Source organism: Sphingosinicella microcystinivorans, assembly GCF_027941835.1.
GTDB lineage: Bacteria > Pseudomonadota > Alphaproteobacteria > Sphingomonadales > Sphingomonadaceae > Sphingosinicella.
In genome coordinates this window covers 3563083-3584790 of record NZ_CP116005.1, presented here as the reverse complement: position 1 = coordinate 3584790, position 21708 = coordinate 3563083, and the positions used below count along the sequence as shown (strand labels likewise).

The 21708-nt window shown below is 64.2% G+C and carries 24 protein-coding genes, 1 tRNA gene and 2 pseudogenes; 6 read left to right on the top strand and 21 right to left on the bottom strand.

The features are described from left to right. Positions 1 to 201: 201 nt before the first annotated feature. The 4 genes from PE061_RS17285 to PE061_RS21795 form a co-directional block, all read right to left on the bottom strand. On the bottom strand, positions 202 to 1122 hold the full coding sequence (locus PE061_RS17285; RefSeq protein WP_271256462.1) for a HEPN domain-containing protein: 921 nt from the start codon (positions 1120 to 1122) through the stop codon (positions 202 to 204). 398 nt (positions 1123 to 1520) lie between these two features. Further along, entirely contained in the window at positions 1521 to 2270 is a 750-nt protein-coding gene (locus tag PE061_RS17280) for a hypothetical protein (RefSeq protein WP_271256461.1), read from the bottom strand. Positions 2271 to 2283: 13 nt separating this feature from the next. Beyond that, complete coding sequence (locus tag PE061_RS17275; protein ID WP_271256460.1) at positions 2284 to 2637, bottom strand: hypothetical protein; 354 nt, start codon at positions 2635 to 2637, stop codon at positions 2284 to 2286. Between the two features lie 16 nt (positions 2638 to 2653). After that, the gene (locus PE061_RS21795; RefSeq protein ID WP_420794317.1) at positions 2654 to 2842 is read right to left on the bottom strand and encodes a DUF6771 family protein; all 189 of its coding nucleotides are present in this window, start codon (positions 2840 to 2842) and stop codon (positions 2654 to 2656) included. Positions 2843 to 2955: 113 nt separating this feature from the next. Between PE061_RS21795 and PE061_RS17270 the strand changes: the two genes are divergently transcribed. Both PE061_RS17270 and PE061_RS17265 read left to right on the top strand, forming a co-directional pair. Then, positions 2956 to 3294: a thermonuclease family protein gene (locus PE061_RS17270; RefSeq protein ID WP_271256459.1), complete on the top strand. Its 339-nt coding sequence runs from the start codon at positions 2956 to 2958 to the stop codon at positions 3292 to 3294. Positions 3295 to 3325: 31 nt separating this feature from the next. Beyond that, complete coding sequence (locus PE061_RS17265; protein WP_160119245.1) at positions 3326 to 3685, top strand: hypothetical protein; 360 nt, start codon at positions 3326 to 3328, stop codon at positions 3683 to 3685. A 16-nt stretch (positions 3686 to 3701) separates the two neighbouring features. Here the strand turns inward: PE061_RS17265 and PE061_RS17260 are convergent, their stop codons facing one another. The 17 genes and pseudogenes from PE061_RS17260 to PE061_RS17180 all read right to left on the bottom strand — a co-directional run bounded on the left by PE061_RS17260 (position 3702) and on the right by PE061_RS17180 (position 15886). After that, complete coding sequence (locus PE061_RS17260; protein WP_271256458.1) at positions 3702 to 4337, bottom strand: SOS response-associated peptidase; 636 nt, start codon at positions 4335 to 4337, stop codon at positions 3702 to 3704. 120 nt (positions 4338 to 4457) lie between these two features. After that, positions 4458 to 5060, bottom strand: a complete 603-nt coding sequence (locus tag PE061_RS17255) for a PEP-CTERM sorting domain-containing protein (protein WP_271256457.1) — start codon at positions 5058 to 5060, stop codon at positions 4458 to 4460. A 160-nt stretch (positions 5061 to 5220) separates the two neighbouring features. Beyond that, the gene (locus PE061_RS17250; protein WP_271256456.1) at positions 5221 to 5730 is read right to left on the bottom strand and encodes an SOS response-associated peptidase family protein; all 510 of its coding nucleotides are present in this window, start codon (positions 5728 to 5730) and stop codon (positions 5221 to 5223) included. Positions 5731 to 5944: 214 nt separating this feature from the next. After that, positions 5945 to 6265: pseudogene (locus PE061_RS17245) on the bottom strand (ATP-binding protein); the annotation flags it as partial. Further along, positions 6259 to 6663: a DNA methyltransferase gene (locus tag PE061_RS17240; protein ID WP_271256455.1), complete on the bottom strand. Its 405-nt coding sequence runs from the start codon at positions 6661 to 6663 to the stop codon at positions 6259 to 6261. The gene PE061_RS17240 and the pseudogene PE061_RS17245, both read right to left, overlap by 7 nt. A 6-nt stretch (positions 6664 to 6669) precedes the next feature. Next, the gene (locus PE061_RS17235) at positions 6670 to 6999 is read right to left on the bottom strand and encodes a HigA family addiction module antitoxin (RefSeq protein WP_271256454.1); all 330 of its coding nucleotides are present in this window, start codon (positions 6997 to 6999) and stop codon (positions 6670 to 6672) included. Between the two features lie 9 nt (positions 7000 to 7008). Further along, positions 7009 to 7299, bottom strand: a complete 291-nt coding sequence (locus PE061_RS17230) for a type II toxin-antitoxin system RelE/ParE family toxin (RefSeq protein ID WP_271256453.1) — start codon at positions 7297 to 7299, stop codon at positions 7009 to 7011. Between the two features lie 69 nt (positions 7300 to 7368). Further along, positions 7369 to 10131: a MobF family relaxase gene (mobF, locus tag PE061_RS17225; protein ID WP_271256452.1), complete on the bottom strand. Its 2763-nt coding sequence runs from the start codon at positions 10129 to 10131 to the stop codon at positions 7369 to 7371. Then, positions 10131 to 11969, bottom strand: coding sequence for a type IV secretion system DNA-binding domain-containing protein (locus PE061_RS17220; protein ID WP_271256451.1), 1839 nt, complete (start codon positions 11967 to 11969; stop codon positions 10131 to 10133). Before PE061_RS17220 ends, mobF begins: the two co-directional genes overlap by 1 nt. Continuing rightward, a complete protein-coding gene (locus tag PE061_RS17215) occupies positions 11966 to 12337 on the bottom strand; it encodes a hypothetical protein (RefSeq protein WP_271256450.1) in 372 nt (123 codons plus the stop codon). Before PE061_RS17215 ends, PE061_RS17220 begins: the two co-directional genes overlap by 4 nt. 207 nt (positions 12338 to 12544) lie before the next feature. Further along, positions 12545 to 13093, bottom strand: coding sequence for a hypothetical protein (locus PE061_RS17210; protein ID WP_271256449.1), 549 nt, complete (start codon positions 13091 to 13093; stop codon positions 12545 to 12547). A gap of 106 nt (positions 13094 to 13199) precedes the next feature. Continuing rightward, positions 13200 to 13373, bottom strand: coding sequence for a helix-turn-helix domain-containing protein (locus PE061_RS17205; protein ID WP_121048305.1), 174 nt, complete (start codon positions 13371 to 13373; stop codon positions 13200 to 13202). Positions 13374 to 13644: 271 nt separating this feature from the next. Further along, positions 13645 to 14142, bottom strand: a complete 498-nt coding sequence (locus tag PE061_RS17200) for a GNAT family N-acetyltransferase (RefSeq protein ID WP_271256448.1) — start codon at positions 14140 to 14142, stop codon at positions 13645 to 13647. A 3-nt stretch (positions 14143 to 14145) separates the two neighbouring features. Continuing rightward, a complete protein-coding gene (locus PE061_RS17195) occupies positions 14146 to 14448 on the bottom strand; it encodes a DUF1778 domain-containing protein (protein WP_271256447.1) in 303 nt (100 codons plus the stop codon). 97 nt (positions 14449 to 14545) lie between these two features. Next, entirely contained in the window at positions 14546 to 15244 is a 699-nt protein-coding gene (locus tag PE061_RS17190; RefSeq protein ID WP_271256446.1) for a hypothetical protein, read from the bottom strand. A gap of 211 nt (positions 15245 to 15455) precedes the next feature. Further along, positions 15456 to 15776 (bottom strand): annotated as a pseudogene (locus PE061_RS17185) (ATP-binding protein); the annotation flags it as partial. A gap of 36 nt (positions 15777 to 15812) precedes the next feature. Continuing rightward, a tRNA-Cys gene (locus PE061_RS17180) sits at positions 15813 to 15886 on the bottom strand. Between the two features lie 255 nt (positions 15887 to 16141). Between PE061_RS17180 and PE061_RS17175 the strand changes: the two genes are divergently transcribed. From PE061_RS17175 to PE061_RS17160, 4 genes are read left to right on the top strand one after another with little or no spacing between them, the layout of a single operon-like run. Next, a complete protein-coding gene (locus PE061_RS17175; RefSeq protein WP_271256445.1) occupies positions 16142 to 16804 on the top strand; it encodes a protein-L-isoaspartate O-methyltransferase family protein in 663 nt (220 codons plus the stop codon). Positions 16805 to 16814: 10 nt separating this feature from the next. Continuing rightward, positions 16815 to 18263 (top strand): TolC family outer membrane protein, encoded by a 1449-nt coding sequence (locus PE061_RS17170; protein WP_271256444.1) that lies wholly within the window; start codon positions 16815 to 16817, stop codon positions 18261 to 18263. Positions 18264 to 18303: 40 nt separating this feature from the next. Further along, on the top strand, positions 18304 to 18708 hold the full coding sequence (locus PE061_RS17165; RefSeq protein WP_271256443.1) for a DUF2497 domain-containing protein: 405 nt from the start codon (positions 18304 to 18306) through the stop codon (positions 18706 to 18708). A 46-nt stretch (positions 18709 to 18754) separates the two neighbouring features. Continuing rightward, entirely contained in the window at positions 18755 to 21499 is a 2745-nt protein-coding gene (locus tag PE061_RS17160; RefSeq protein ID WP_271256442.1) for a valine--tRNA ligase, read from the top strand. Positions 21500 to 21708: the final 209 nt, after the last annotated feature.

Below are 21708 nucleotides of genomic sequence, written 5' to 3'. Positions count from 1 at the left end.
CCGCGCGTTCATGCGCGGATGGTGCAAGCGGTGTCCGCTGCGTGCCGCTGTGCGGCTTACAGCAACTGCCCGACCGTGGCGGCCGAGCCTCCATGATGCCTGGCAGGGTTATCCCGGAGATGGCCGCCAGTCATTCCATCCCGTGGCGATGAATATGCCAGAATCCGGGCGGTTCGGCAAGTTTCCGGGCAATGGCGGTGCTTATTTGTTCGCGGCCGCTTCCAATTCGGCGATGCGCTCAGAACAGACCTGATGAACAACGCGGCCAAGTTCCTCGACGCGCGCGCCGAGCCATGCCAGCTCTTCTTCCGTGATCTTGTAGTGCTTGGAGTAGCGGGCCTTGGTGTAAGCTTCCTTCAGTTTCTGAAACATAGCGCGCTCGCGGCGATTGTCCTCGGGCCATATCCCGAACAGGCGCCGGTCCAGTCCTTCAGCGAGTGAACGCAGGAAGGCGATATTGTGATTGTAAGGCGTATAGTATGTCAGTGTGAGCAAAAGGCAGGAATAAAGTCGCTCCGTGGTTTGGTGCAAATCAAACGCCGCGTCCTTTAGCAAGCCTTCTCCCATAGCGTACTTCGCCAGTTTCTGACGCGACATCGCGCTTGCTATGCCGTCCTCAAAATACTCTTTCGCCGTCGCTAGGGCTTCTCCTGGTGATTTGGGTCGGGGTGCGCGCAGTTCGCGGTCGTCTGCCTCGTAAAGCGCGACACCGTCCTTGGCGACTTCCATGAAGAAAACGCGGCCGTGGGCAAGTCCATCGTTCACCTCGTGCAGCGAGTGGACGATGAAATTGACCGGCGTGCGCAGCGTCTTCTCGATCGTATAGGCCCGGATCAACCGTTCCTCAGCCTTCGCCCAATAGGCGGCGCGGTCTGTCAGCTCCTTCTGGCTGACGATGATGAGTATGTCATAGTCGGACTTATACTGGTTCGCCGACAGCGGCGCATCGACCCAATCGCCGCGCGCATGGCTACCGAACAGGACGATTTTAAGGATCTGCGCGCCCTTGCGCCGCCCGACCGCGTACTCGGTCGCCTCGCGAAACTCGTCGAAAATGATCTCGATGATGCGCTCAAGCTCACGCTGCTTCGCGGCAGGCAGATGGTCGATGTCGGTGCGCATGGGCGGGATTCTTCGCCATTCTCAATGTTTTGGCAAGCGCCATTGGTGGGAACTGTCGGGAAACAATGCAAAATTAGCCAGTGAGTAAAGGCAAGGACCGTTAGAATCCTGTCTCCCCGGCCAACGGATTTTTTTCGTTTATTTTCAGATAATTAAGTGGTGGTGCCCAAAATTTCTTGGGCCCCTTTTTGGGGCACTTTTCCCCGGCATCAATGACAGGCAAGGCAGGGCAGGCGGCGCGCAGCGTTTCGGGCCTGCTTCAGAAACACCCTCAAAATGCGCCAAGAAAACGCGAGGAGGCCTCGGGGTAGGTAGGACTTCCTGAGACGCCGTTTCGGGCGTCCTTGGCGTATTCCGAAGGGGTTTTGCAGTCGAAATCGCTGCGAAAATTGAACTGGTCAGCCCGTCGATATGAGATTTCGGGGCATACACGTTAGGGCAACATCAGCAGCAACGCGCCGAAGCTGTTTAAGTGGGTCGGGCAACTTATCGAAGTCTCCCCCGCCAATGACATCCCTTGGCAGAACTTTAAAGGCACTGGCAGCCGGAAGGACCGCGATATCAGTTACCAGCGATATGATTGCCACTGTCGCTCTTATCACAAACTGCTCACGAGGGCTGTGCGGCGGCATTTCGCCGCGCCTGTCCTCAGGGATCAAGTCGATAATGGGCTTTTCGGATGGCTCCATTGAGCTGACCCAACCTGCAATCTTCTGATCGGCAAAACCATTCACGTCAGCATGGTGGGCGAAATGGTTACGGATGTTTTTCATAAGGCGAAGTTGCGAGGCCACCGCAGGAGTTATCCACGCCAGAAGCTCTAGAATTGAAATGCGGTCACTGGCAGTAGCCAAAACCCCATTGCCGGAAGTCGCAGTTTCCCAGCCCTTTGGGCAGTTCGCTTTCATGTTAAATTCTAAGCCGCAGAGCATTAAATCTTCGGCAAGCGCAAATACGAGAACCGCCAATGATCTATCGGACTCTGAGGGTATTACATTGAATACGCGTTGAAGTCGGTCCAGTTGAAAATCGTACTGGGCTACCAGAGCGGCAGCGTTTTCCACCTGTACTCGGTAAATTGCCTCAGCAACCCTGTCGAGAAGGGGTGTTTCCTTAGTTTGATCGGGTTGGCCGCCCATATGTCGCACGGTAGCACACTCCTTAACTGTTGCTAGCCTGCCTTCCGTTTCTGCGGTGCCCCCTCGCGACCGCTTCAAACACTTCAGGCGTCCCGCCCATGCCCACGCTTTTCATAATGGCGTTCCTGCACCCGCGCAGCCGCGTGCTCTGAACGTAGCGCGCCGCGTCCTCATCGTAACCGCTATGCCCCTCGTAGCTGAGATACTTCCAGAACTCGTCATAAGGCAGCCGATTGCCGTCGCTCTGGCTGAACAGGTACGCGAGGCAGAACCGCAGCGCGAACGACGGCCGGGGCTTCTCGCCGGTGTATTCGCCGATAGCCTCGTCCAGCGCCACGACGGCCTTGTAGATCATCTGTTCGCGGGTGAACGGCATGGGCGCCGGAAGTGAGCTAGATGGGGAGCCGAAGTTGGTTTCGGTCCACCTCGGGCGCACCTTCGAGCCGCCGCACGACACTTTCGGCCAACGCCTTCGCGGCATCCTTCCGGGCGCCTTCACTGTGCGTTGCTAGGCCGATGCGGGCACCGAGGGGCGCGGTGAGGAGCAGCGAGGCGAGTTCGGAGGGATTGATTCGGGACATGAGTCAAAGAGAACATAAGCGGAACATTCTTGCAACGGCCCTCTATCGGCAGCGCGACGGGCGGAGTAGGTGGAGGCCCTGAAGGTCCACCGATAGCCCCTGAAAGCTCCCCCGTGTTCGCCGCTGCCCTCATCCTCTCTCGCATCGCCCCTTCGGTTCACGACGGGGACAGCCTGCGATGCCAGGGCGAACGGGTCCGGCTGGCGGGCATTGATGCACCTGAGATGGCCGACAGTCCCCGTTGCAAGGATGGCCGAAGGGCGCGTTCGGATTGCCATCAGGGCCGTGCGGTGTCGTCGAGGGACTTTCTGCGGTCGCTGACACGCGGCGAGGTGCGCTGCACGGTGACGGGGCGGGATGCTTACGGCCGGGCGCTGACGCGCTGCGTGTCGGACGGGGTCGACCTCAACAAGGCGATGTTGCGGGCCGGGATGGCACGCCGCTACAGGTGATTGACTTGGGCAACTTCGGGGGCATGTTGGCGTGATGGGGGATACGCTTCAAATTGTTGGAATATCCGCTGCCGCTGCCCTAGCCGTCGGGGGCGGGATGATTTCGCTCGCGCTTAAAGAGCCTGCTGTTCAAAAGGTGCTCTCTCGCTGGCTTCTCGTTACCTCGCTCATCCTTTTCACCCCCGTGCTGATTGCGCTGCACTTCCATGCACAAGGCATGGAGAGTGCAGCCGCTCTGCTAAAGGGAGCGGAGCAGGTGGCTGTTATTCAAGACGTGGCTTCGACCCGCTTTGCCAAGGCAATTTGCCTTCTAGTTTTGGCATACTTGGTGGCCTTGCTCTCGTTTTGCTCATGGCTACGAGACGTTAAACGGGACACCGAAAAGAAATAGGCTGGGCAGAAACCCCCTATGCTGCCGACGTGCGCCGTAACCACGGCTCTGCCGTCCGCTCGATCTCGGTGAGTTCGGCCGGAAAGGTCCGGTCCTGAAAGTCCTGCACGTCGTCCAGCGAGCCGTGCAGCCAGCGCTCCCACTCATCCGGGAGCAATAGGACCGGCATCCGATGATGCACCGGTTCAACCGTCGCATTGCAATCGGTCATCAGCCCCGAATAGACCGCGCCCCACTCGTGGCTGTCCTTCCACATCCCCGCCCACGCGAACACCGGCTGACGCTTCACCCGAAACCACGTCCGCGTCTTGGCGCCTTGCTCGCCTTCGGCCTCGGCAAAGCCGGTTAGCGGGATCAGGCAGCGGTGTTCGGGACGGGGCGCGATATGACGCCACATGAAGCTGGACAGGTCGGCAATGTTGTTCACCGGCTTGGGCTTGATCGGCAGACCGGTTTTCTTGCTCTTTTGCGGGAGCGGGAAGCCCCATGTCATGGCCTGCACCACGCGCCCGCCGTCCGCCTCGCGCACCACCATGCCGGGAGCGCCGGGGTACACGTCGCCCTGCGCGGCATTGAAGGCGGTCGGCATCCGGGCCTTGAAGGCGTCGGCGATGGCGTTGGCACTTACGTTGACGGTGTAGAGGTTGCACATTTAGCAAACGTACCACAGCACTTAACGGCCGCAATGTTAAGGCTTCTCGACATTGCTGAATCAAAAGAAGAAGGGCGCCCGTTTCCGGACGCCCTTCTTGTGCGTGATATCGCTTATGCGTCAGCCTCGGCGGCGGCGCGCCATGCCGACACCCATCAGGCCGAGGCCAAGAAGCGCCAGAGCGGCGGGCTCCGGTACATCAACCGGCGGCGGGGTTTCGGGATTGTACCGCTTCACAATCGAATAATGCGACACGGCGTGCGACTTGCTCGCTCCCGGCAGGTCGAACGGCGGATCGGTGAAGGGAGTGGACCAACCGCCCGACGAGAACTCTTCATTGAAGAGGAAGCCGGTGAGGTGCGTGCCGTTGCCGTTCTTGAACACGATCATGTAATCGTAAGCAGCGAAATCGACGCCGTTGATCGTCCACGTGCCCGCACCGCCCGCGCCTTCGGCGAGGTTGATCTGCGTCTGGCCGTTGTCCGCCCAGTCGCTGAAGCCATAGAAGGCTGACGTGTTGATGTTGGTGAGGTTGGCGACCGTGCTGTTGCCCGTTGCATCATCGTACTGGCAGGCCGACACGGCGCTGTCGCTGCCGTTGAAAACCTTCGACGTGCCGTCCGCGATGTGCGCGACCGGGCAGGTAATGAGCGCAGCTTGAGCCGGAGCGCTGAACGCTGCGACAGTGCCAAGGGCTGCTGCGGTCAAAAGATACTTGTTCATGTTCGTCTCCTGATCCGAGCCCAAACAAATGCTGACCCGGTACACACGCGTAACAAAGCAAGGAGCGTGCCAAGCGAAAATCGTTTTAAAAAACAACATCTGCGAACGGTTTTCAATAAACTTTGTCAAGTTTCCCGACAGTGAGATTAAATTTCGAGTTTCACTTCGCCGGATCGGTGATTTCGAAGCTCCCCTTCGGGAACGGCCTGAGAAGGTCCTCAACGCCCCTCCGCTGCCTCAACCAGTCCTCCCAATCCTCCGGGCGCACCACGGCGAGCTGTCGGTCCTTATAAGGCGCCACATCAGGCCCCGCCTCGGTCGTCAGCGCGGCGAACGCCTCGGGCCAATCGTCCGTCGCCGGGCGCCACATTCCCGCGAAGCAAAAGAACGGCTCATCCGTCACCAGCCGGACGGAGTAGCGCTTGCGGCGGGAGCCCATACCCGCTTCCACCTCGAAGTCAGACGCGATGATGAGGCAGGGGTTCACGATGGTGCGCGCTTCGGAGCGCAGGAGGCTGATGGGGTCGCCGTAGGACTCCCTCGGTGCCAGCCCCCATTTGCATCGGCGTTGCCGCGCGGCCCCGTCCTCCCACACGACGATGGTAGCGAGCTTTCCGGGGCCGTCCCTCCAGCGCTCCGAAGGTGCCCTTTGGCGTACCGCAGCGGTCATAGCGCGCGCCCGTCAACGCCGCCGCCGTAGCTCCTTTGTCAAACGGCGTTCAAAAGGGACCCCCGATCGGCGTCGAAGAGGGACCCCCTTTTCGGATAATATGATGCTGGTTTGTTGAAGATGGCCTTGCGCTGCGTGCGGCGGAGGGCGGGCGTAGCCCGACCGGAGGCGCGCGCAGCGCAAGATAGATTTTTGAAGGCGCCGAAGGTGGCTGTCAGCTGCGGTTTTTGAAGCGCCAGCTGTCGTTGCCCGTCTCGACGATATCGCAGTGGTGGGTGACGCGGTCGAGCAGCGCCGTGGTCATCTTGGGATCGCCGAACACGGTCGGCCATTCGCCGAAGGCGAGGTTCGTGGTGATGATGACGCTGGTCCGCTCATAAAGCTTGCTGATGAGGTGGAACAGCAACTGCCCTCCCGAGCGGGCGAACGGCAGATAACCGAGCTCGTCGAGCACGATCAGGTCGAGCCGCGACAGCTGCGCCGCCAGGGTCCCGCCTTTGCCGATCCGGGTCTCCTCTTCGAGGCGTGTCACCACCCATAAACGAGATTTAGCGATAGGACATAAGAGGCGGCGCGGTATAGCTCGTCCTTCTCGGCTAGACAGAGATAGTCGGCAAAAACCTCAAGCATATTCGCCCGGCACTCGGCGATGTTATCGGGCAGCAGCTCGACCCCATAAGCGCACATTACTGCCAATAGGGCATAGTGCCGCTTCTCGAAATCGGACTTGCAGAACTTCAGCTCCACTGCGGCCAGCTTGCGCTGCAAGATCGGCACGAGGAAATTGCCGCTGCCGCAGGCTGGTTCAAGAAAACGCGCGTCGATCCGTTCCGTCTCGCCCTTCACCAGATCCAGCATTTTTTCCACAAGCCATGGTGGCGTGAATACCTCCCCATGATCGGCGACTCGCTTTTTTGATTTGATAAGCTTCATGTCTGGTCAAGCCGCCGCCTGCGGCTCAACTGGCTTGCCCTTGAAGGGCGCAACCTTGATCTCGCCCTCGCGCTTGCGGGTTTGCGCGATGTCGTAGCTGTTCTGCATCCGCATGAGGGTATCCATCGATACGCCGAACGCCTTTTCAACCCGCAGCGCCATTTCCGGCGACAGGTGCGCTCGCTCGTTGAGCAAGGTCGAAAGCGTGGCGCGGGTCACACCCAGCACGTCCGCCGCCGCCGTAACCGACAGGCCCAGCGGCTCGATGATCTCATGCTTGATGAAACCGCCGGGATGGGCCGGGTTCTTCAAGCGGATACCTGCAATCGAAGCCATAGCCACCTCCTAGTGGTAATCTTCATAGTCGAGGTCGATGATCTCGATCTCGTCGCGGTCGATCCGAAATGTCATCCGCCAGTTCTTGGTGACGAACAGGCTCCACGTTCCTTTGCGGTCGCCGGTCAGCATATGGGCCTTCCAGCTCGGCACGGTGCGAAGCTCGTCCTCCCGTTCCATGTCTTGAAGGAAAGTGACCATGCGCCGGACCTTGGCGACAACGGCGGGCTGAAGGCCGCTTTCATCGTCGTCGTCGATGAAACGCCGCAATCCTTTGTGGATCACGTTTCTGATCTTCATGAGTTCTCCTATATCGATGTCCGTACGGTGTCAAGTGACGCAATACAGTCAATGACTTCGTATAACGTGTCAGCCCAGTCCGGCCACCTTGGCCTTGACGGAGACGGGCGAGGCCATGACCGCCTGTGCGATCGCGGTTTGCACCTGTCCTGCCCGTTCGCTGATCGCGGATACCAGCTTCCCACGATCATTGGTGAACACGGTGGCGGAAGCTTTGGCGCGAGAAATCCCCACATAGAAGCTCTTCTGATCGACGAGGTTGGTCGCCCGGCTGTCGGCATGGATAATGACGTGGTCGGCGGTACGGCCCTGGGCGGCGAACGTGGTCTCGACATAGGCATGGGCGATGTGCCTGTCGTGCGCCGCGTCGAGGTTCAGCGTTTCGGTTCTGCCTTTCGACGTCTGGATCGTTGCCGTCCGGGATTTCTCGTCCACGGAGATCACGATGCCGCGCCCCCCGTTGACCCGGCCCATCTCGCGATCGTTGCGGGTGAACCGAATGCTGTCACCGGCTTTCAGCTCAAGCGACTGCGGCGCAAACGCTTGGCTCTTGCCCGCGCCCCATTGCCGTAAACGCCAATCCACCTCGCGCCCGTCCTCAGATTTGAGCGTTATGGCGGACTTCGCCGGGTCGATGCTCTCCACCCGGTAAGCTTCGCCGCGCGCCACGCCCTTGTCGGCATAGTCGCGGGTGAACCGGACGACATCGCCCTTGTCATAGCTCAAGGGATCGCGCGCCTCGGCGCGGGTCAGTCCCTTGTTGACAAGGCTCTCCACCGTGACGGCGGGACCGGTAAGCGCGCCCGACCGCGTCAGCGCCGCGCGGATATCGGTGGTCAATGCATCGCGCCCCTCGCGCGACGGTTCGATGACAAGCGTGCGGGCGCGCCCCGCCTTGTCCAGCGCAGCATATGTCCCGGCAATGGCAGCAAACCGCTCGGCGCGGTCGGCACGCTCGATGATCTGCCCGCCGCCCCGATCGAGCGCGTCGAGCGCCGCCTTCGCGTCCCCCGCGATCGACGCGAGCACGGCCTCTTTTGTCGCGGCGTTGGTCTGCCGGACGATCTCGGCGAGCCTCGCGGTTTCCATGCCAGCGCCCTGCAACTGCGCGAACGCCGCGCCCGCTTCGACCGAGCCAAGCTGCTTCACGTCGCCGACAAGGAGGACGCGGGCATTGTGCCGGTCGGCGAGGTCGAGCAACCGGGCGGTGTCGTGGGCCGAGAGGAGCGAAGCCTCGTCCACGATCCACGCAGCAGGCTGGCCCTGAGGGGAGCGCTCGGGTGACAGAAGGTGCCGCGCGACGGTGTCGCCGCGCGCGCCGAGCGCCTCGCCCAGCACCATCGCCGCCGATGCAGTGGGGGCAAGCGCGATGACGGATACGCCGCGCGCCTCGGCCTCGCGCGCAAACGTCGTGAGGACCGTGGTGGTCTTGGCAGTGCCCGCATAGCCCTGCAAGGCGGTGACGCGGTTCCGGCTGCTCAGAAGCTGCGCCGTGGCTTGGCGCTGGTCGGCGTTCCAGCCGAACCCGGTGCGTTCCGCCTGCGCGGCGGCGTTGGCGACCGCCTTGGCAGCTGCGAGAGGCGATGCAATCGGGGCAAGCGTACCGCGCCCCTCCGCCTCGGTGCGCAGCATCCGGGCTTCAGTCTCGACATTCTGGCGGGTGGTGAACCCGGCGAACGCCGCGCCGCGCCGGTCCAAAAAGGTCCGCTCGATCAACGCGCCCTGTTTCGTCGCCGCCGCGAGGGCCGCACCCACCTGCGCGTAGCTCACCTTGCCGTGCCCGATCCGTCCGGCTTCCTCATGCAACGCGGCAACAGAAAACACCGACTGCCGTTCGCCGAGCTTGTCGGCGGCCTGGGTGACCGCGCGGGCTGCGGCCCCGTCGTCCTGCATTTGGAGGCGCAAGCGGTGGGCAGGATCGGCCGCCATGGCTTCGGCTCGCTCGATCATCGCCAGCCGAGTATCCGGACCAAACCCTGCCTTGTCGGCCGTCTCCCGCCAGCCCGCGACAAGTGCGGCATGATCGGCGGCGACCTTCGCTTGCCGCGTGTCGAGCGCCGCGACCTGCTTTTCCCCAGCGCTCGCAGCGTCGCGCGACGTGCCGCGCGCGGCCAAGGCCGCCTCGATCTCGGCGCTTCGCGTGCTGAACGCGGCCATCGCCGCGCCGGACACGCCCTTGATCTCGAACAGCGAGTCCTTGCCCACCTCAATCTCATAGCCGAGCTCGCGCACCTTCAACGCCAGTTCCTGCCGGTAGATCGCGCCGATCTGCTTCTGAAGCTGGTAGAGCGCGCGCGGCTCAAGGCTGCGCCAGTTGCCGTCTTCACCCTGCGTCGCGTTCATGATGACGTTGTGGGTATGAAGCTGCGGGTCCTGCGCGCGGCTGGTGCCGTGCTGGAAGCTGGCGATGATAAGATTGCCGGTGGCCTCGCGGGCAATGGCGCCGCCGTCCCGGACGCGCGTTGCGGCCATGTGCGCCTCGACATGCGCCATCGCGGTTCTGACCGCCTCACCATGCGCCGCAATCAGCCGCCGGTCGCCCGCCACCTCCGCCATGATCGACACCGACTTCGGCGCGCTCAGGGTCACATCCCAGCCGGGGCGGTGCTCCAGCTGGCCGCCGCGCACGGTGCCGAGCTGCGCGCCCGCGACATTGCCGTCCAGAAGCGCGCGGAACCGGTCCCGGTCCACTTCGCCGGAGAGGTCCAGCGCCTCGGCGCCCTTGCCCCGCCATTCCGAAGGGGAGAGACCGCCCTCGGCGTAATAGTCATCGGCCTCATAGTAGCTGCTTGCCTGCGCCGAGCTGGTGAGCGCGGACACCGACGCGACCATCACACTGGTCCCTGGCTCGTGGGGGGCGGCGAGGACAGGGATTCGGACGGAGGCTGCGGGGCGGGCACCGCGCGCGCCGCCTGCCAAAGCGTGGTGCCTGGATCGCCAGCTACAAAGCCCGGCTGGCACGGCGGCCCGCGCCGCGCGACATGATCGGCGGTGAGCTTCACGCGCGCCACCGGCAAGCCGTCCGGCAGCAGCAGGAAGCCTTCATGCTTGGGGAGGCGCAGTTCACTTTCGAGCACGGCGGGGCGCGTCTTGCGCATTCGGCCAAGGGTGGTGCGCGCTGCGTCGTCGCCTTCGGCGAGCGCGTCGGTCATGGTCTGGATTTCGACATCGCACGTGCCAATGGTCTCGCTGGCCCATTGCCGGGTCTCGCTATCGATGGTTTGCAGGAACAGCTTGGTGTTGCAGCAGCCGAGCATCGACTCGGCAAGCTGCGGCCCGTAGCGGTGCCGCATCTGCCCCATGGCCTGAAAGGTGAGCACGACGGCAGCCCCGAACTTGCGGCCTTCGGGAAGAAGGCGCGCGAGATTGTCGACGCGGGGGAGGTCGGCAAGCTCGTCGAGCACGAACCAGATGCGCCGCTCGGGAGAGGGCGCGAGCCCCAGCACAGCGCTCGCCGCGCATTCGAGCCAGCAGGCGAGCAGCGGTTTCGACGCTTCAAAATAGTCTTCCTTGCGCGGCACGAAGATCCACGGGCGCGGGGCCTCGCGCGCATCGAGCCCGCTCATGAAGTCGCGGAACGCAAATGGTGCGCCGCCGCTGTCCTCGGCGCGCAGGAACTGGATGAGGTCGGCGGCCTTGGCGAGCATGAAGAGCACGCTGCCCGTCGCCCGGTCGGCATCGTCGGCGAAGGTCCGCGCCGATGAGGTATCCGTCAGCCAGGCCTTGAGTTCGTCCTTGGTCTTCACCTGAAGCGCACCGAGCAGGGCGGTGAGGGTGGTATTTCCCTCTTCCCAGAGCTTGCGGATCATGTTGGCGACAAGGATGCGCGCGGTCTCCAGCCACACGTCGTGATCCCGGCTGTTCGTCTCGGTGATGAACTGGTGCGCGATACGCGCGGCGTCGGCGGGGTGGGCGATCTCCGCGAACGGCGTCCAGAATGCGCAGCGCGCATCGAACGGGTTCAGGATCACGTCGCCGCGCTCGGGCCGGTAGTAATGCGCGACGAACTCGCCGCTGGTGTCATAGATAAGCGCGGCGTCGCCCCGCGCCTCGATCCCGTCGAGTAGCTGACGCAGCACCGTAGTCTTGCCGCTGCCCGTCGTGCCGATCATCGCCATATGGCGGGTTTCCAGTCGGGCCGGGATCGGCACCTTGCCGATCGACAGGGCGTCGGTACGTGCCTCCTTGCCAACAAGTTTCGCCAGCCGCCTCTCGGTGGTGACCAAGGTTCCGGCGATGATGCGATCCTCAAGCGCGCGCTCGCGCCGCCGCGCAGCGGCACCTTTGAGCAGGATGAGTCCCAAGAGCCACGCGGCAAAGCCCAGCCCGCATCCGCGAGCGGCGTAGATCAGCACTGCGTCTGCCGCTTCGCGGTAGTAGCGGCTCGCGATGACGGCACGCGCGGATACGCGGTAATCCGCTCCCCTATACGTAACGCTAATCTCGGGATCGGCGACAGCGCCGTCCGCGACCCACAAGCTCGTCCGCGCGTAGGCGTACACGCCCGCCGCCCACTGAGCGTCCCTGTCCAGCATCGCGTAGGGCGCCGCCACCGCGCCGAGCGCGACGGCGCCAAGCATGATACCGGCCTGCCGCTTGAAGCGCCGGGCGTGGTTGCCGCGAAGCTGTCGCCGCACGGCGTCGGCATGGATGCGCCGGTCGTGGGTCACGGCCGCTGCTCCTGCGAAAGCCGCCGCTGGCGGTCATAGGCGGCGTTGATCTCGGCGGTGATGACCTCGTCGCTCTTGCGCGCCTCGAGCGCCGCGCTGCGGGCATAGGCGTAGGCGGCGCACGCGGTGAACAGCGTGCGGTCCAGCAGCCGCTCGACGCCCACGATGTGGGTGCCAAGCGATGCAAGTTCGGCGACGATCTCCCGATCATCATTACCCGGCGCGGGCGGGTTGGCGAGGGCTGCGACGCCAGCCTTCACGGCGCGCGGGAGCAGTGCGTAAACACTGATGCCGTGCCGCTCGGCCAGCACGCGAAGTGCCTTGTCGAGTGATTCGGGCAAGCGGATGGTGTGTCGGACCAGCTTCATTGCCCGCCCCCCCGGAGACAGCGATCCGCTGTCTCGACAAGTGGCGGAAATCCAACATTTTCGCGCGACCGGGAAAAGGCGCTGTCGAATCGCTGTCTTGAAAAATGGCGGAAATGCGGGATGCACACGTGCGTGAGGTGTGTATCCAAATTGCGGGCTCGATGCGCAGCATCGCGGCCCTGCAACGCTGCCCACTGCGCGATCCGCTCAAACATGATGCGGTCCTTTCGCATCCTCGGCGGCGGGTCGGCGGTTCCGCTCCTGCAGCGCCGCCCAGGCCGCGATCATCGCCTTGGCCACGCGGTCGGCCTCGCGGCGATCGAACTCCACCGGGACTGCCGGGTGGGCGCGCCGACTGCGGTCGGTAAGCCATGCCCGAATCGCCCGTTCGATCGCGCTTTGCATATGTTCATGCAACGCCTCGGCCTCGAACGGATCAAGGTGTGCGGTCACGCCGGGACTGAGGATCAGCCCGCCCAGCGGAAACGGATGATCCCCGACCCATTGGCTGGGACCATCGATCCTGCAGAAGCTCGTGGTTCCATGATAAAGGGCGAGGGGTGGCCGCTCCGCCCGGTGCCAGTCGATCAGCGCGGTGCGGTAGGTCTCGCCGTCGTCGTTATCGGCGAGAATCTTCTTGATAAGCGGCAGTGCATAGCGAGCGGCGCGGGTATCGGCGGAGACCCGCAGCGTAACCTTGCGGCTGGGCCATAGAAGACCGGTTAGCCGGTCCAGAGCGCGGCAGAAAACGGACATACAGCGTCCTTTCGTGGAATAGCGATGGCGGTGAGCGGCGGTATGGCGGCAGGAAGATGGGAGCAGTTCGCCAAACCACGGGTCGGGGTCGCATAGCAGCTGCGGATCAGACGGCGGACCGGGTTTGCGCCAACCGCCTGATGGACTCGGTGGTCAGCAAGGTGCGCCTGCCGATCTTGATCGCGTCGAGTCCGCCCGACTTGATCAGGCCGTATACCGATGATCGACAAACGCCGAGGACCTTGGCGGTATCGTTGATAGAGATGGCAACGGGTTCCATGGACGTCTCCGTGGCTGGTGGTGCGTGGCAGGAGACGCCTGAGCTTGCACAAGGCTACGGATGGGTCGTGCGGGAACTGGAAAGCAGCGGAAATCTGCCGATGCCCGGCAAGTTTCGGCAATCAGACCCAACGGACGACGTCGCTTTTCCACTGACCTTCGATAATGTGGCGGTCCACTTCGGGGACGCAGAGAGATTGTTTTTTATCGCGGCGACATTTTCTTGGAAAATTCTCGCAGTCTGGTGGGCTCCGGAAGGTTCGCGCTCTGGCTCACGCAATCGATCTTGCGATGTCTGCAATTGACCTGAACAGAGTCAATGGGTCGTCCTTGGAGGCCAGGAAACCCCAACGTGTCCAGAATTGTGCGGCTTCATCGTCGACGGCATTGACCACCAGCGCACGTCCCCCGATTAGCCGGGACGCTGTAATACAGCGTTGGAGCGCGTGCTTTAAAAGGCCGCTACCAATCCCTTTGCCTGCCCAGGCCTGATCGGTGGCAAGCTGCCCCAGCAGAAGGCAGGGTACAGGATCAGGCGGCTGACCCGTGCGGATCGAGCGGGGTAGGTGGGCCGGGATGACCGAAGTCGGCGCGAGGCCATAATAGCCGATCACGCGCCCTTGCGCGTGCACCACCATCACTGCTGTAAAGCCCTTCTCTTGATTGGACAGGGCACGGGTCTGCAACCAGCGGTCTAGTGAAGGTTTGCCGCAGGAAAATGCGGAAACGTCATGAGCCGCAGCGAGCGGTTCAGGCGCGGAGATCGCCAAGAATCAGCTCCCGGTCGAGGCTGCATCGGTTTCCCATGGGGCAACGCGGCGGAACAGTTCCACCATTTCGGGAACAGGCGTTGCCGGGCCGGATACGGCAGCCATGAACGCGTCGAACCCTTCCGCACTCATGCGGATCGGGGTCGTTTCCATCAGCACGTCCTCGGCAGCGCGTACGGCGGCATCGCGTACGAAATCGGTTCGCGATCGTCCGCGCAGGCGGGCGGCGCGGTCGATAATGGCAATATCGGTATCCGGCAGTCTCATGGACAGCGGGTGTTCCTTGCGTTGTGCCTGTCGTGTCATCGTTCACCTCTGTGTTCCAATATGTCTGAATGTATTGCAATTTGCAATACGTCGCTTCTGCGCCGCAGCTGCAACGGGCCAAAGAGTGGGTTCACGTTCAGCGTGCGGAACGGTTGATTTTCATCGCGGCGACAACTCTCTTGGCAAACTCCCGCAGTTTAGTGGGCTCCGGGACGGGAATGTCGTTGTCATGGGCTTCGCTAGGATCGCAGCGGGCCCGGATCAGGTTCATGATCTGCGTTTCGGCGCCATGTTTGTCGATGTCGATATTGCGAAGGGAAGGGTGCTCGATCAACGTGAGCAGCATCGCTTCATAGTCATAGGCCTTCGGACGCCCGCCCGCTTGCGGTTTGACCTTGAGGGCGCGGATGATTTCGTCGGGCTCGGCATCGATATAAATCTGGCGGCTGAACCAGAAGCCACTTGGAGGGACGACGAGCGCCCGGTCGCTCGCGGATTCCGACAACAGCAAGCCTCGCAGGCGCCCATAGAAATGGCGGCGGCTGACAGGGTGTCTGATGCCTTTTCGGTCATAGCAATAGGCCTCGGGCGCCGTTCTGCGGCCAAGGAAATCGAAGAGCTTTTCAAGCGTTTCGACCGTCGATGGACGGCTGTTGGCGTAGAATCCCGGGCGCTTGGCTCCGATGATGCCCAGGCCGTATTGGAAGTGTCGCCAGTACACGAGCGTCAGCGCCGCGATCCCCATCAGGACCATAAAGGCGATGACTGGCCCTTGGCCGACGTCCTGATTGCTGACGCTGGCAACGCCCCAAACGACCAGAACGAGCGACGACAAGAACGCGCAAAGTCCAAACAGCGCGGCGCAGACTGTCAAACGGCGTTCAAAAGGGACCCCCGATCGGCGTCGAAGAGGGACCCCCTTTTCGGATAATATGATGCTGGTTTGTTGAAGATGGCCTTGCGCTGCGTGCGGCGGAGGGCGGGCGTAGCCCGACCGGAGGCGCGCGCAGCGCAAGATAGATTTTTGAAGGCGCCGAAGGTGGCTGTCAGCTGCGGTTTTTGAAGCGCCAGCTGTCGTTGCCCGTCTCGACGATATCGCAGTGGTGGGTGACGCGGTCGAGCAGCGCCGTGGTCATCTTGGGATCGCCGAACACGGTCGGCCATTCGCCGAAGGCGAGGTTCGTGGTGATGATGACGCTGGTCCGCTCATAAAGCTTGCTGATGAGGTGGAACAGCAACTGCCCTCCCGAGCGGGCGAACGGCAGATAACCGAGCTCGTCGAGCACGATCAGGTCGAGCCGCGACAGCTGCGCCGCCAGGGTCCCGCCTTTGCCGATCCGGGTCTCCTCTTCGAGGCGTGTCACCAATTTATCCTTTATTTTCAATGATTTAAAGGAAAGTTTTGGAGGCCCGAGCCGGAATCGAACCGGCGTGCAAGGATTTGCAGTCCTCTGCGTAACCACTCCGCCATCGGGCCCCGATGCGCGAGGCTGCGCTCTCTAGACCATCGCGTGGGCCAGTGTAAATGCTTCTGTAAACGCCTCTCCGGCGATGCCTTTCGACGGAAGGCGCACGGGATTGGACGGACGCCGACTATTCCGCCTTGGCGTTGCCGCGCGAAACTCCTAAAGCCGGATGCAGTCGGCCGCGGCCCCCAGCGGACGGCGGCTTGCTAATTTAGTGTGTTATCCGTATATAACACTGCGAACAGGTCAGAGAGGACGCGAAGCCCGTGAAATTGCCGGACTTCAGGAAGATGCGCAGCGCGATGATCGACAGCCAGCTGCGCCCGAACGGCATCATCGAACCCAATCTCATCGCCGCCATCAAGTACGTGCCGCGCGAGATGTATGTCCCCGCCGAGCTTTCCTCGCTTGCCTATCTGGACGAGGCGCTTGAGGTCGTGCCGGGCCGCTGGCTGCCTGCGCCGCTCCCCGGCTGCCTGCTGATGTCCGCGCTGGAGGTGGCGCCGACCGAGCGCGCGCTCATCGTCGGCGGCACGACGGGCTATTCGGCCTCGATCCTCGCACGGCTGTGCGCGCACGTCACGCTCGTCGAGGACGATGCGACGCTGGTGCGCCGCGCCTCGTCCGCGATCTCCAAGACCGGCGTTTCCAACGTCAGCGTCGTCGAGGGACCGCTCGCCGAAGGCTGCGCCGAGGGCGCGCCGTATGACGTGCTGCTGATCGACGGCGAGGTCGAGGCCGTGCCGGACGCGCTGATCGCGCAGGTGCGCGACGGCGGACGCATCGCCGCCGTGCTCGCCGACCGCGGCGCCGCGCCGAGCGTCTCGGTCGGCCGCGTCGCGGGCGGCCATGTCGGCTGGACGCGCCTGCTCGAAGCGGGCGCCCCGGTTCTCAAGGGTTTCGAGCGGCCGCGGGTATTCGAGTTCTAGGAGCGGACGAATGGGTCTCAGGCTGAGTGTTCTGATGGGCGGCGCGGCGCTCGCCGCGCTTGCGGCGACGCCGGCGGCGGCGGAAAGCCTTCGCGACGCGATGGCCGCCGCCTACGCCAACAACCCCGTGCTCGCGGGCGCGCGGGCGGGCCAGCAGGCCGTCTCCGAGGGTGTCGTGCAGCAGCTCGGCCAGTTCCGTCCCGTCCTCGGCGCGCAGGCCGCGCTCGATCAGGAAACCTCGGGGCCGGGCCGGTTCAACGACATGAGCCGCCTCGTCACGGTCGGCGTGCAGCTCAGCCAGCCGGTCTATCGCGGCGGCCGCCTGCAGGCCGGGCTGAAGGCGGCGAAGAGCCGGGAACTCGCGGGCCGCGAGCAGCTTCGCGCCGCCGAGAACCAGACGATCTTCGACACTGTCGTCGCCTACATGGACGTGCTGCGCCTTCAGGCCGAGGTCGAGCTGACGACGAATCAGGTGCATGTGCTCGAACGCCAGTTGCAGGCGTCGAACGACCGCTTCGAGGTCGGCGACCTGACGCGCACCGACGTCGCGCAGAGCGAGGCGCGGCTCGCGCTCGCCCGCAGCCAGAACATCGCCGCGCTCGGCAATCTCGCGAACGCGCGCGCCACCTACGAGCGCGTCGTCGGCCATGCGCCGGAGAACCTGGAGCAGCCGCAACTGCCGCCGCTCATCCCCGGCACACAGCAGCAGGCGATCGACCTCGCGCTCGCCGACAGCCCGTTCATGCTCGCCGCGAAGTCGGAGCAGGAAGCGGCGCGTCAGGACGTGCGCGTGCAGAAGGGCGCGCGCCTGCCGAGCGTCGATGCGTCGTTCGGCGTCGGCTACACGAACTTTCGCGGCCTGACCGCGGCGGGCGCGGGCGTGCGCACCGGCGGCATCGACTATACGCAGAACATCGGCGCCACGCTGACGCTGCCGATCTTCCAGGCCGGCGTGCAGGGCTCGCGCATCCGCGAGGCCGAGGCGCGCTTCTCGCAGGCCGAGCAGGATACGCTGGCGACCGAGCGCGACACCATCGAGAGCGCGCGGCAGGCGTGGGAAAACCTGCAAAGCGCCCGCTCGACCATCGAATCGGCGAAGGTGCAGGTGAGCGCCAACGAACTCGCGCTCGAAGGCACGCGCGCCGAGAACGAGGTCGGCTCGCGCGACATCCTCGACGTGCTGAACGCCGAGCAGGAACTGCTCGATGCGCGCGTCACGCTGGTCCGCGCCGAGCGGGACGCGTTCGTGGCCGGATACGCGCTGCTCGCCACGGTCGGCCGCGCCGAGGCGGACGACCTCGACCTGCCGGTCGAGATCTACAGGCCGGACGACTACACCGCGCGCGCCAAGCGGCACTGGGTGGACTGGGCGCCGGGCTTCGACGCGCAGCCGGTGACGACTGAGGTGACGGCGCCGGGCACGATGGGTCCGCCGGTTCCGGAAAGCGTCCGGCAGTAGCCGCGTGACAACGCCCCGCGATTGGCGCTAAATCGCACGCATGGCAGGCAAGCCCGAACCCACGATGGAGGAAATCCTCGCGTCGATCCGCCGCATCATCGCGGAGGATGACGGCGAGCGCGTGCGCGCGCCGGACCCGGAGCCCGGCATCGACGAGCCGACGGGCGAGACCGGCGCGCGGTTCGAGGCGGAGCCGTCGGCGGTTCTGGAGCTTTCGGAGGCGGCGCAGGGCGCGGTTTCGCAGGATGTTCAGGCGAAGGCGTCGGAGAGTTTTTCGGCGCTGTCTTCGCTGCGCCTGCGCGGCGACGGGACGGGGCCGGAAACACTGGAGGACCTCGTCCGCGAGATGCTCCAGCCGATGCTCAAGAGCTGGCTCGACGCCAACCTGCCGGAGATCGTCGAGCAGATGGTCGCCCGCGAGATCGCCCGCATCACGCGCAAGTAGCGACCCCCGCTTGCCGCATCGCAGCATCGCTGGCAAAGGGACGCGCATGACGATCGAAAAGACCTTCGCGCCGGGCGAGATCGAGGCCCGCTGGTACAAATACTGGGAAGAGAACGGGAAATTCCGTCCCGCGCGCCCGGACGCGGCGCCGTTCACGATCGTCAACCCGCCGCCCAACGTCACCGGCAGCCTGCACATCGGCCACGCGCTCGACAACACGCTCCAGGACATCGTCGTTCGCTACGAACGCCTGCGCGGCAAGGACGCGCTGTGGGTCGTCGGCACCGACCACGCCGGCATCGCCACGCAGATGGTGGTGGAGCGCCGGCTGGAGGAGCGGCAGGACAAGCGCACCAACTACAGCCGCGAGGATTTCGTCGCGAAGGTGTGGGACTGGAAGGCCGAAAGCGGCGGCCAGATCACCCGTCAGCTCCGTCGCCTCGGCTGCTCGATGGACTGGAGCCGCGAGCAGTTCACGATGGACCCGCACTTCACGCGCGCGGTCGTGAAGGTGTTCGTCGACCTCTACAATCAGGGCCTCGTCTACCGCGACAAGCGGCTGGTGAACTGGGACCCCAAGCTGAAGACCGCGATCTCGGACCTCGAGGTCGAGACGCGCGAGGTGAAGGGCCATTTCTGGCGCTTCAAATACCCGCTCGCGGACGGCGCGCGCCTGCCCGACGGCCGCGACCATATCGAGGTCGCCACCACGCGCCCCGAAACCATGCTCGCCGACATGGCGGTGGCCGTGCACCCGGAGGACGAGCGCTACAAGGCCGTGATCGGCAAGGCGATCGTGCAGCCGATCACCGGCCGCCGTTTCAGGGTGGTCGCCGACGAGCACGCCGACCCCGAACTCGGCTCGGGCGCGGTCAAGATCACGCCGGGCCACGACTTCAACGACTTCGAGGTCGGCAAGCGCGCCGGGATAAAGCCCGCCGACATGCTCAACATGTTCGACGCCGAAGCGAAGGTGGTGCAGACGGCGGACGGCCTCATCCCGGATGAATTCCTCGGCCTCGACCGTTTCGATGCCCGGGGGCTGGTCGTCGAGCGGCTGAAGGAGCAAGGCTTCCTGATCCCGCACGTCGACAAGGACGGAAACGAACACGACGCCGAGCCGCGCACGATCCAGACCCCGTTCGGCGACCGCGGCGGCGTGGTGATCGAGCCGTGGCTGACCGACCAGTGGTACGTGAACGCCGGGGAACTGGCGAAGAAGCCGATTGAGGCGGTGCGCAGCGGCGCCATCGAGATCGTCCCCAAGACGTGGGAAAAGACCTTCTTCAACTGGATGGAGAACATCCAGCCGTGGTGCGTCTCCCGTCAGCTCTGGTGGGGGCACCGGATTCCGGCGTGGTACGACGAGGACGGCAACGCCTATGTCGCGGAGACCGAAGAGGCGGCGCAGGCCCTCGCGGGCAACAAGAAACTGATCCGCGACGAGGACGTCCTCGACACATGGTTCTCATCCGCCCTCTGGCCGTTCGCCACGCTCGGCTGGCCCGATGAAGACGCACCGCTGCTGAACAAACACTACCCGAACGACCTCTGCATCTCGGGCTTCGACATCCTGTTCTTCTGGGATGCGCGCATGGCGATGCAGGGCCTGCACTTCATGGGCGACGTGCCGTGGCGGCGTCTTTACCTGCACGGGCTGGTGCGCGCCGCCGACGGGCAGAAGATGTCGAAGTCGAAAGGCAACGTCGTCGATCCGCTCGGCCTCATCGACAAATACGGTGCCGATGCGCTGCGCTTCTTCATGGCGGCGATGGAGAGCCAGGGCCGCGACGTGAAGATGGACGAACGCCGCGTCGAGGGCTACCGCAACTTCGCGACCAAGCTGTGGAACGCCGCGCGCTTCTGCCAGTCGAACGGCATCGCGGCCTCGCGCACCATCGCGGCGCCTCAGGCGTCGCTCGCCGTCAACCGCTGGATCGTCGCCGAGGTCGCCGCGACCGCCAAGGCGCTCGAAACCGCGATGGCCGAGCTGCGCTTCGACGCCTATGCGGACGCGATCTACCAGTTCACGTGGAGCCGCTTCTGCGACTGGTATCTCGAACTCATCAAGCCGGTTCTTTCTTCCGTCTCCCCGGCGGAGGCCGGGGCCCATGGGGCCGATGGCATGGATTCCGGCCTTCGCCGGAATGACGAAAGGGAAGAAACGAAAGCCGTCGCCGGATGGGCGCTCGACCAGATTCTGGTCATGCTCCACCCGGTGATGCCGTTCGTCACCGAGGAACTGTGGCACGCGCTCGGCGAGCGCGGCGGGCACGATCTCATCACCGCGAAATGGGTGGACGTCGGCGTGGTCGATGCCAGCGCCTCGGCGGAGATCGACTGGCTGATCCGGCTCGTCTCCGAAATCCGCTCCAGCCGCACCGAACTCGGCGTGCCGCCGGGCGCGAAGCTGCCGTTGCACGTGCGCGACTGTTCGCCGGTCACGGTCGCGCGGATCGACGCCAACCGCCCGATGATCGAACGGCTCGCGCGGATCGAGGCTATCTCCACCGATCCCGCCCCGGCGGGCGGCGCGGCGCAGATCGTCGTCGACGAGGCGACTTATGTGCTCCCCCTCGAAGGCGTCATCGACCTCGCCGCAGAGCGCGCCCGGCTCGAAAAGAACGCGGCCGCGGCGGAGAAGGAGCGGGACGGCCTCGCGGCCCGGCTCGGCAACCCGGCGTTCGTGGACAAGGCGAAGCCGGAAGCGGTCGAGAAGGCACGCGCCGACCATGCCGAGAAATCCGCCGAGGCCGAGCGCCTGCGCGCCGCGTTGGCACGGCTGGGGTAGCTCCGCTTACAGAGCACAGGGAAGGGTTAACCCTCGCCGACGCCGTCACACCTTCCGGAATAGGAAAAGACATGCAAGGCTCGGCGCCGCTCTTTGAGGCGCGCGGGCCGTCATCGCGGCAAGCGTGCATGAATTTTCCCCATGATGCGGCCACCGCGCGCGAATCGCGGGCGGCCTCGCCTGCGCTTACGCCTGCCTCGCACGCTCGC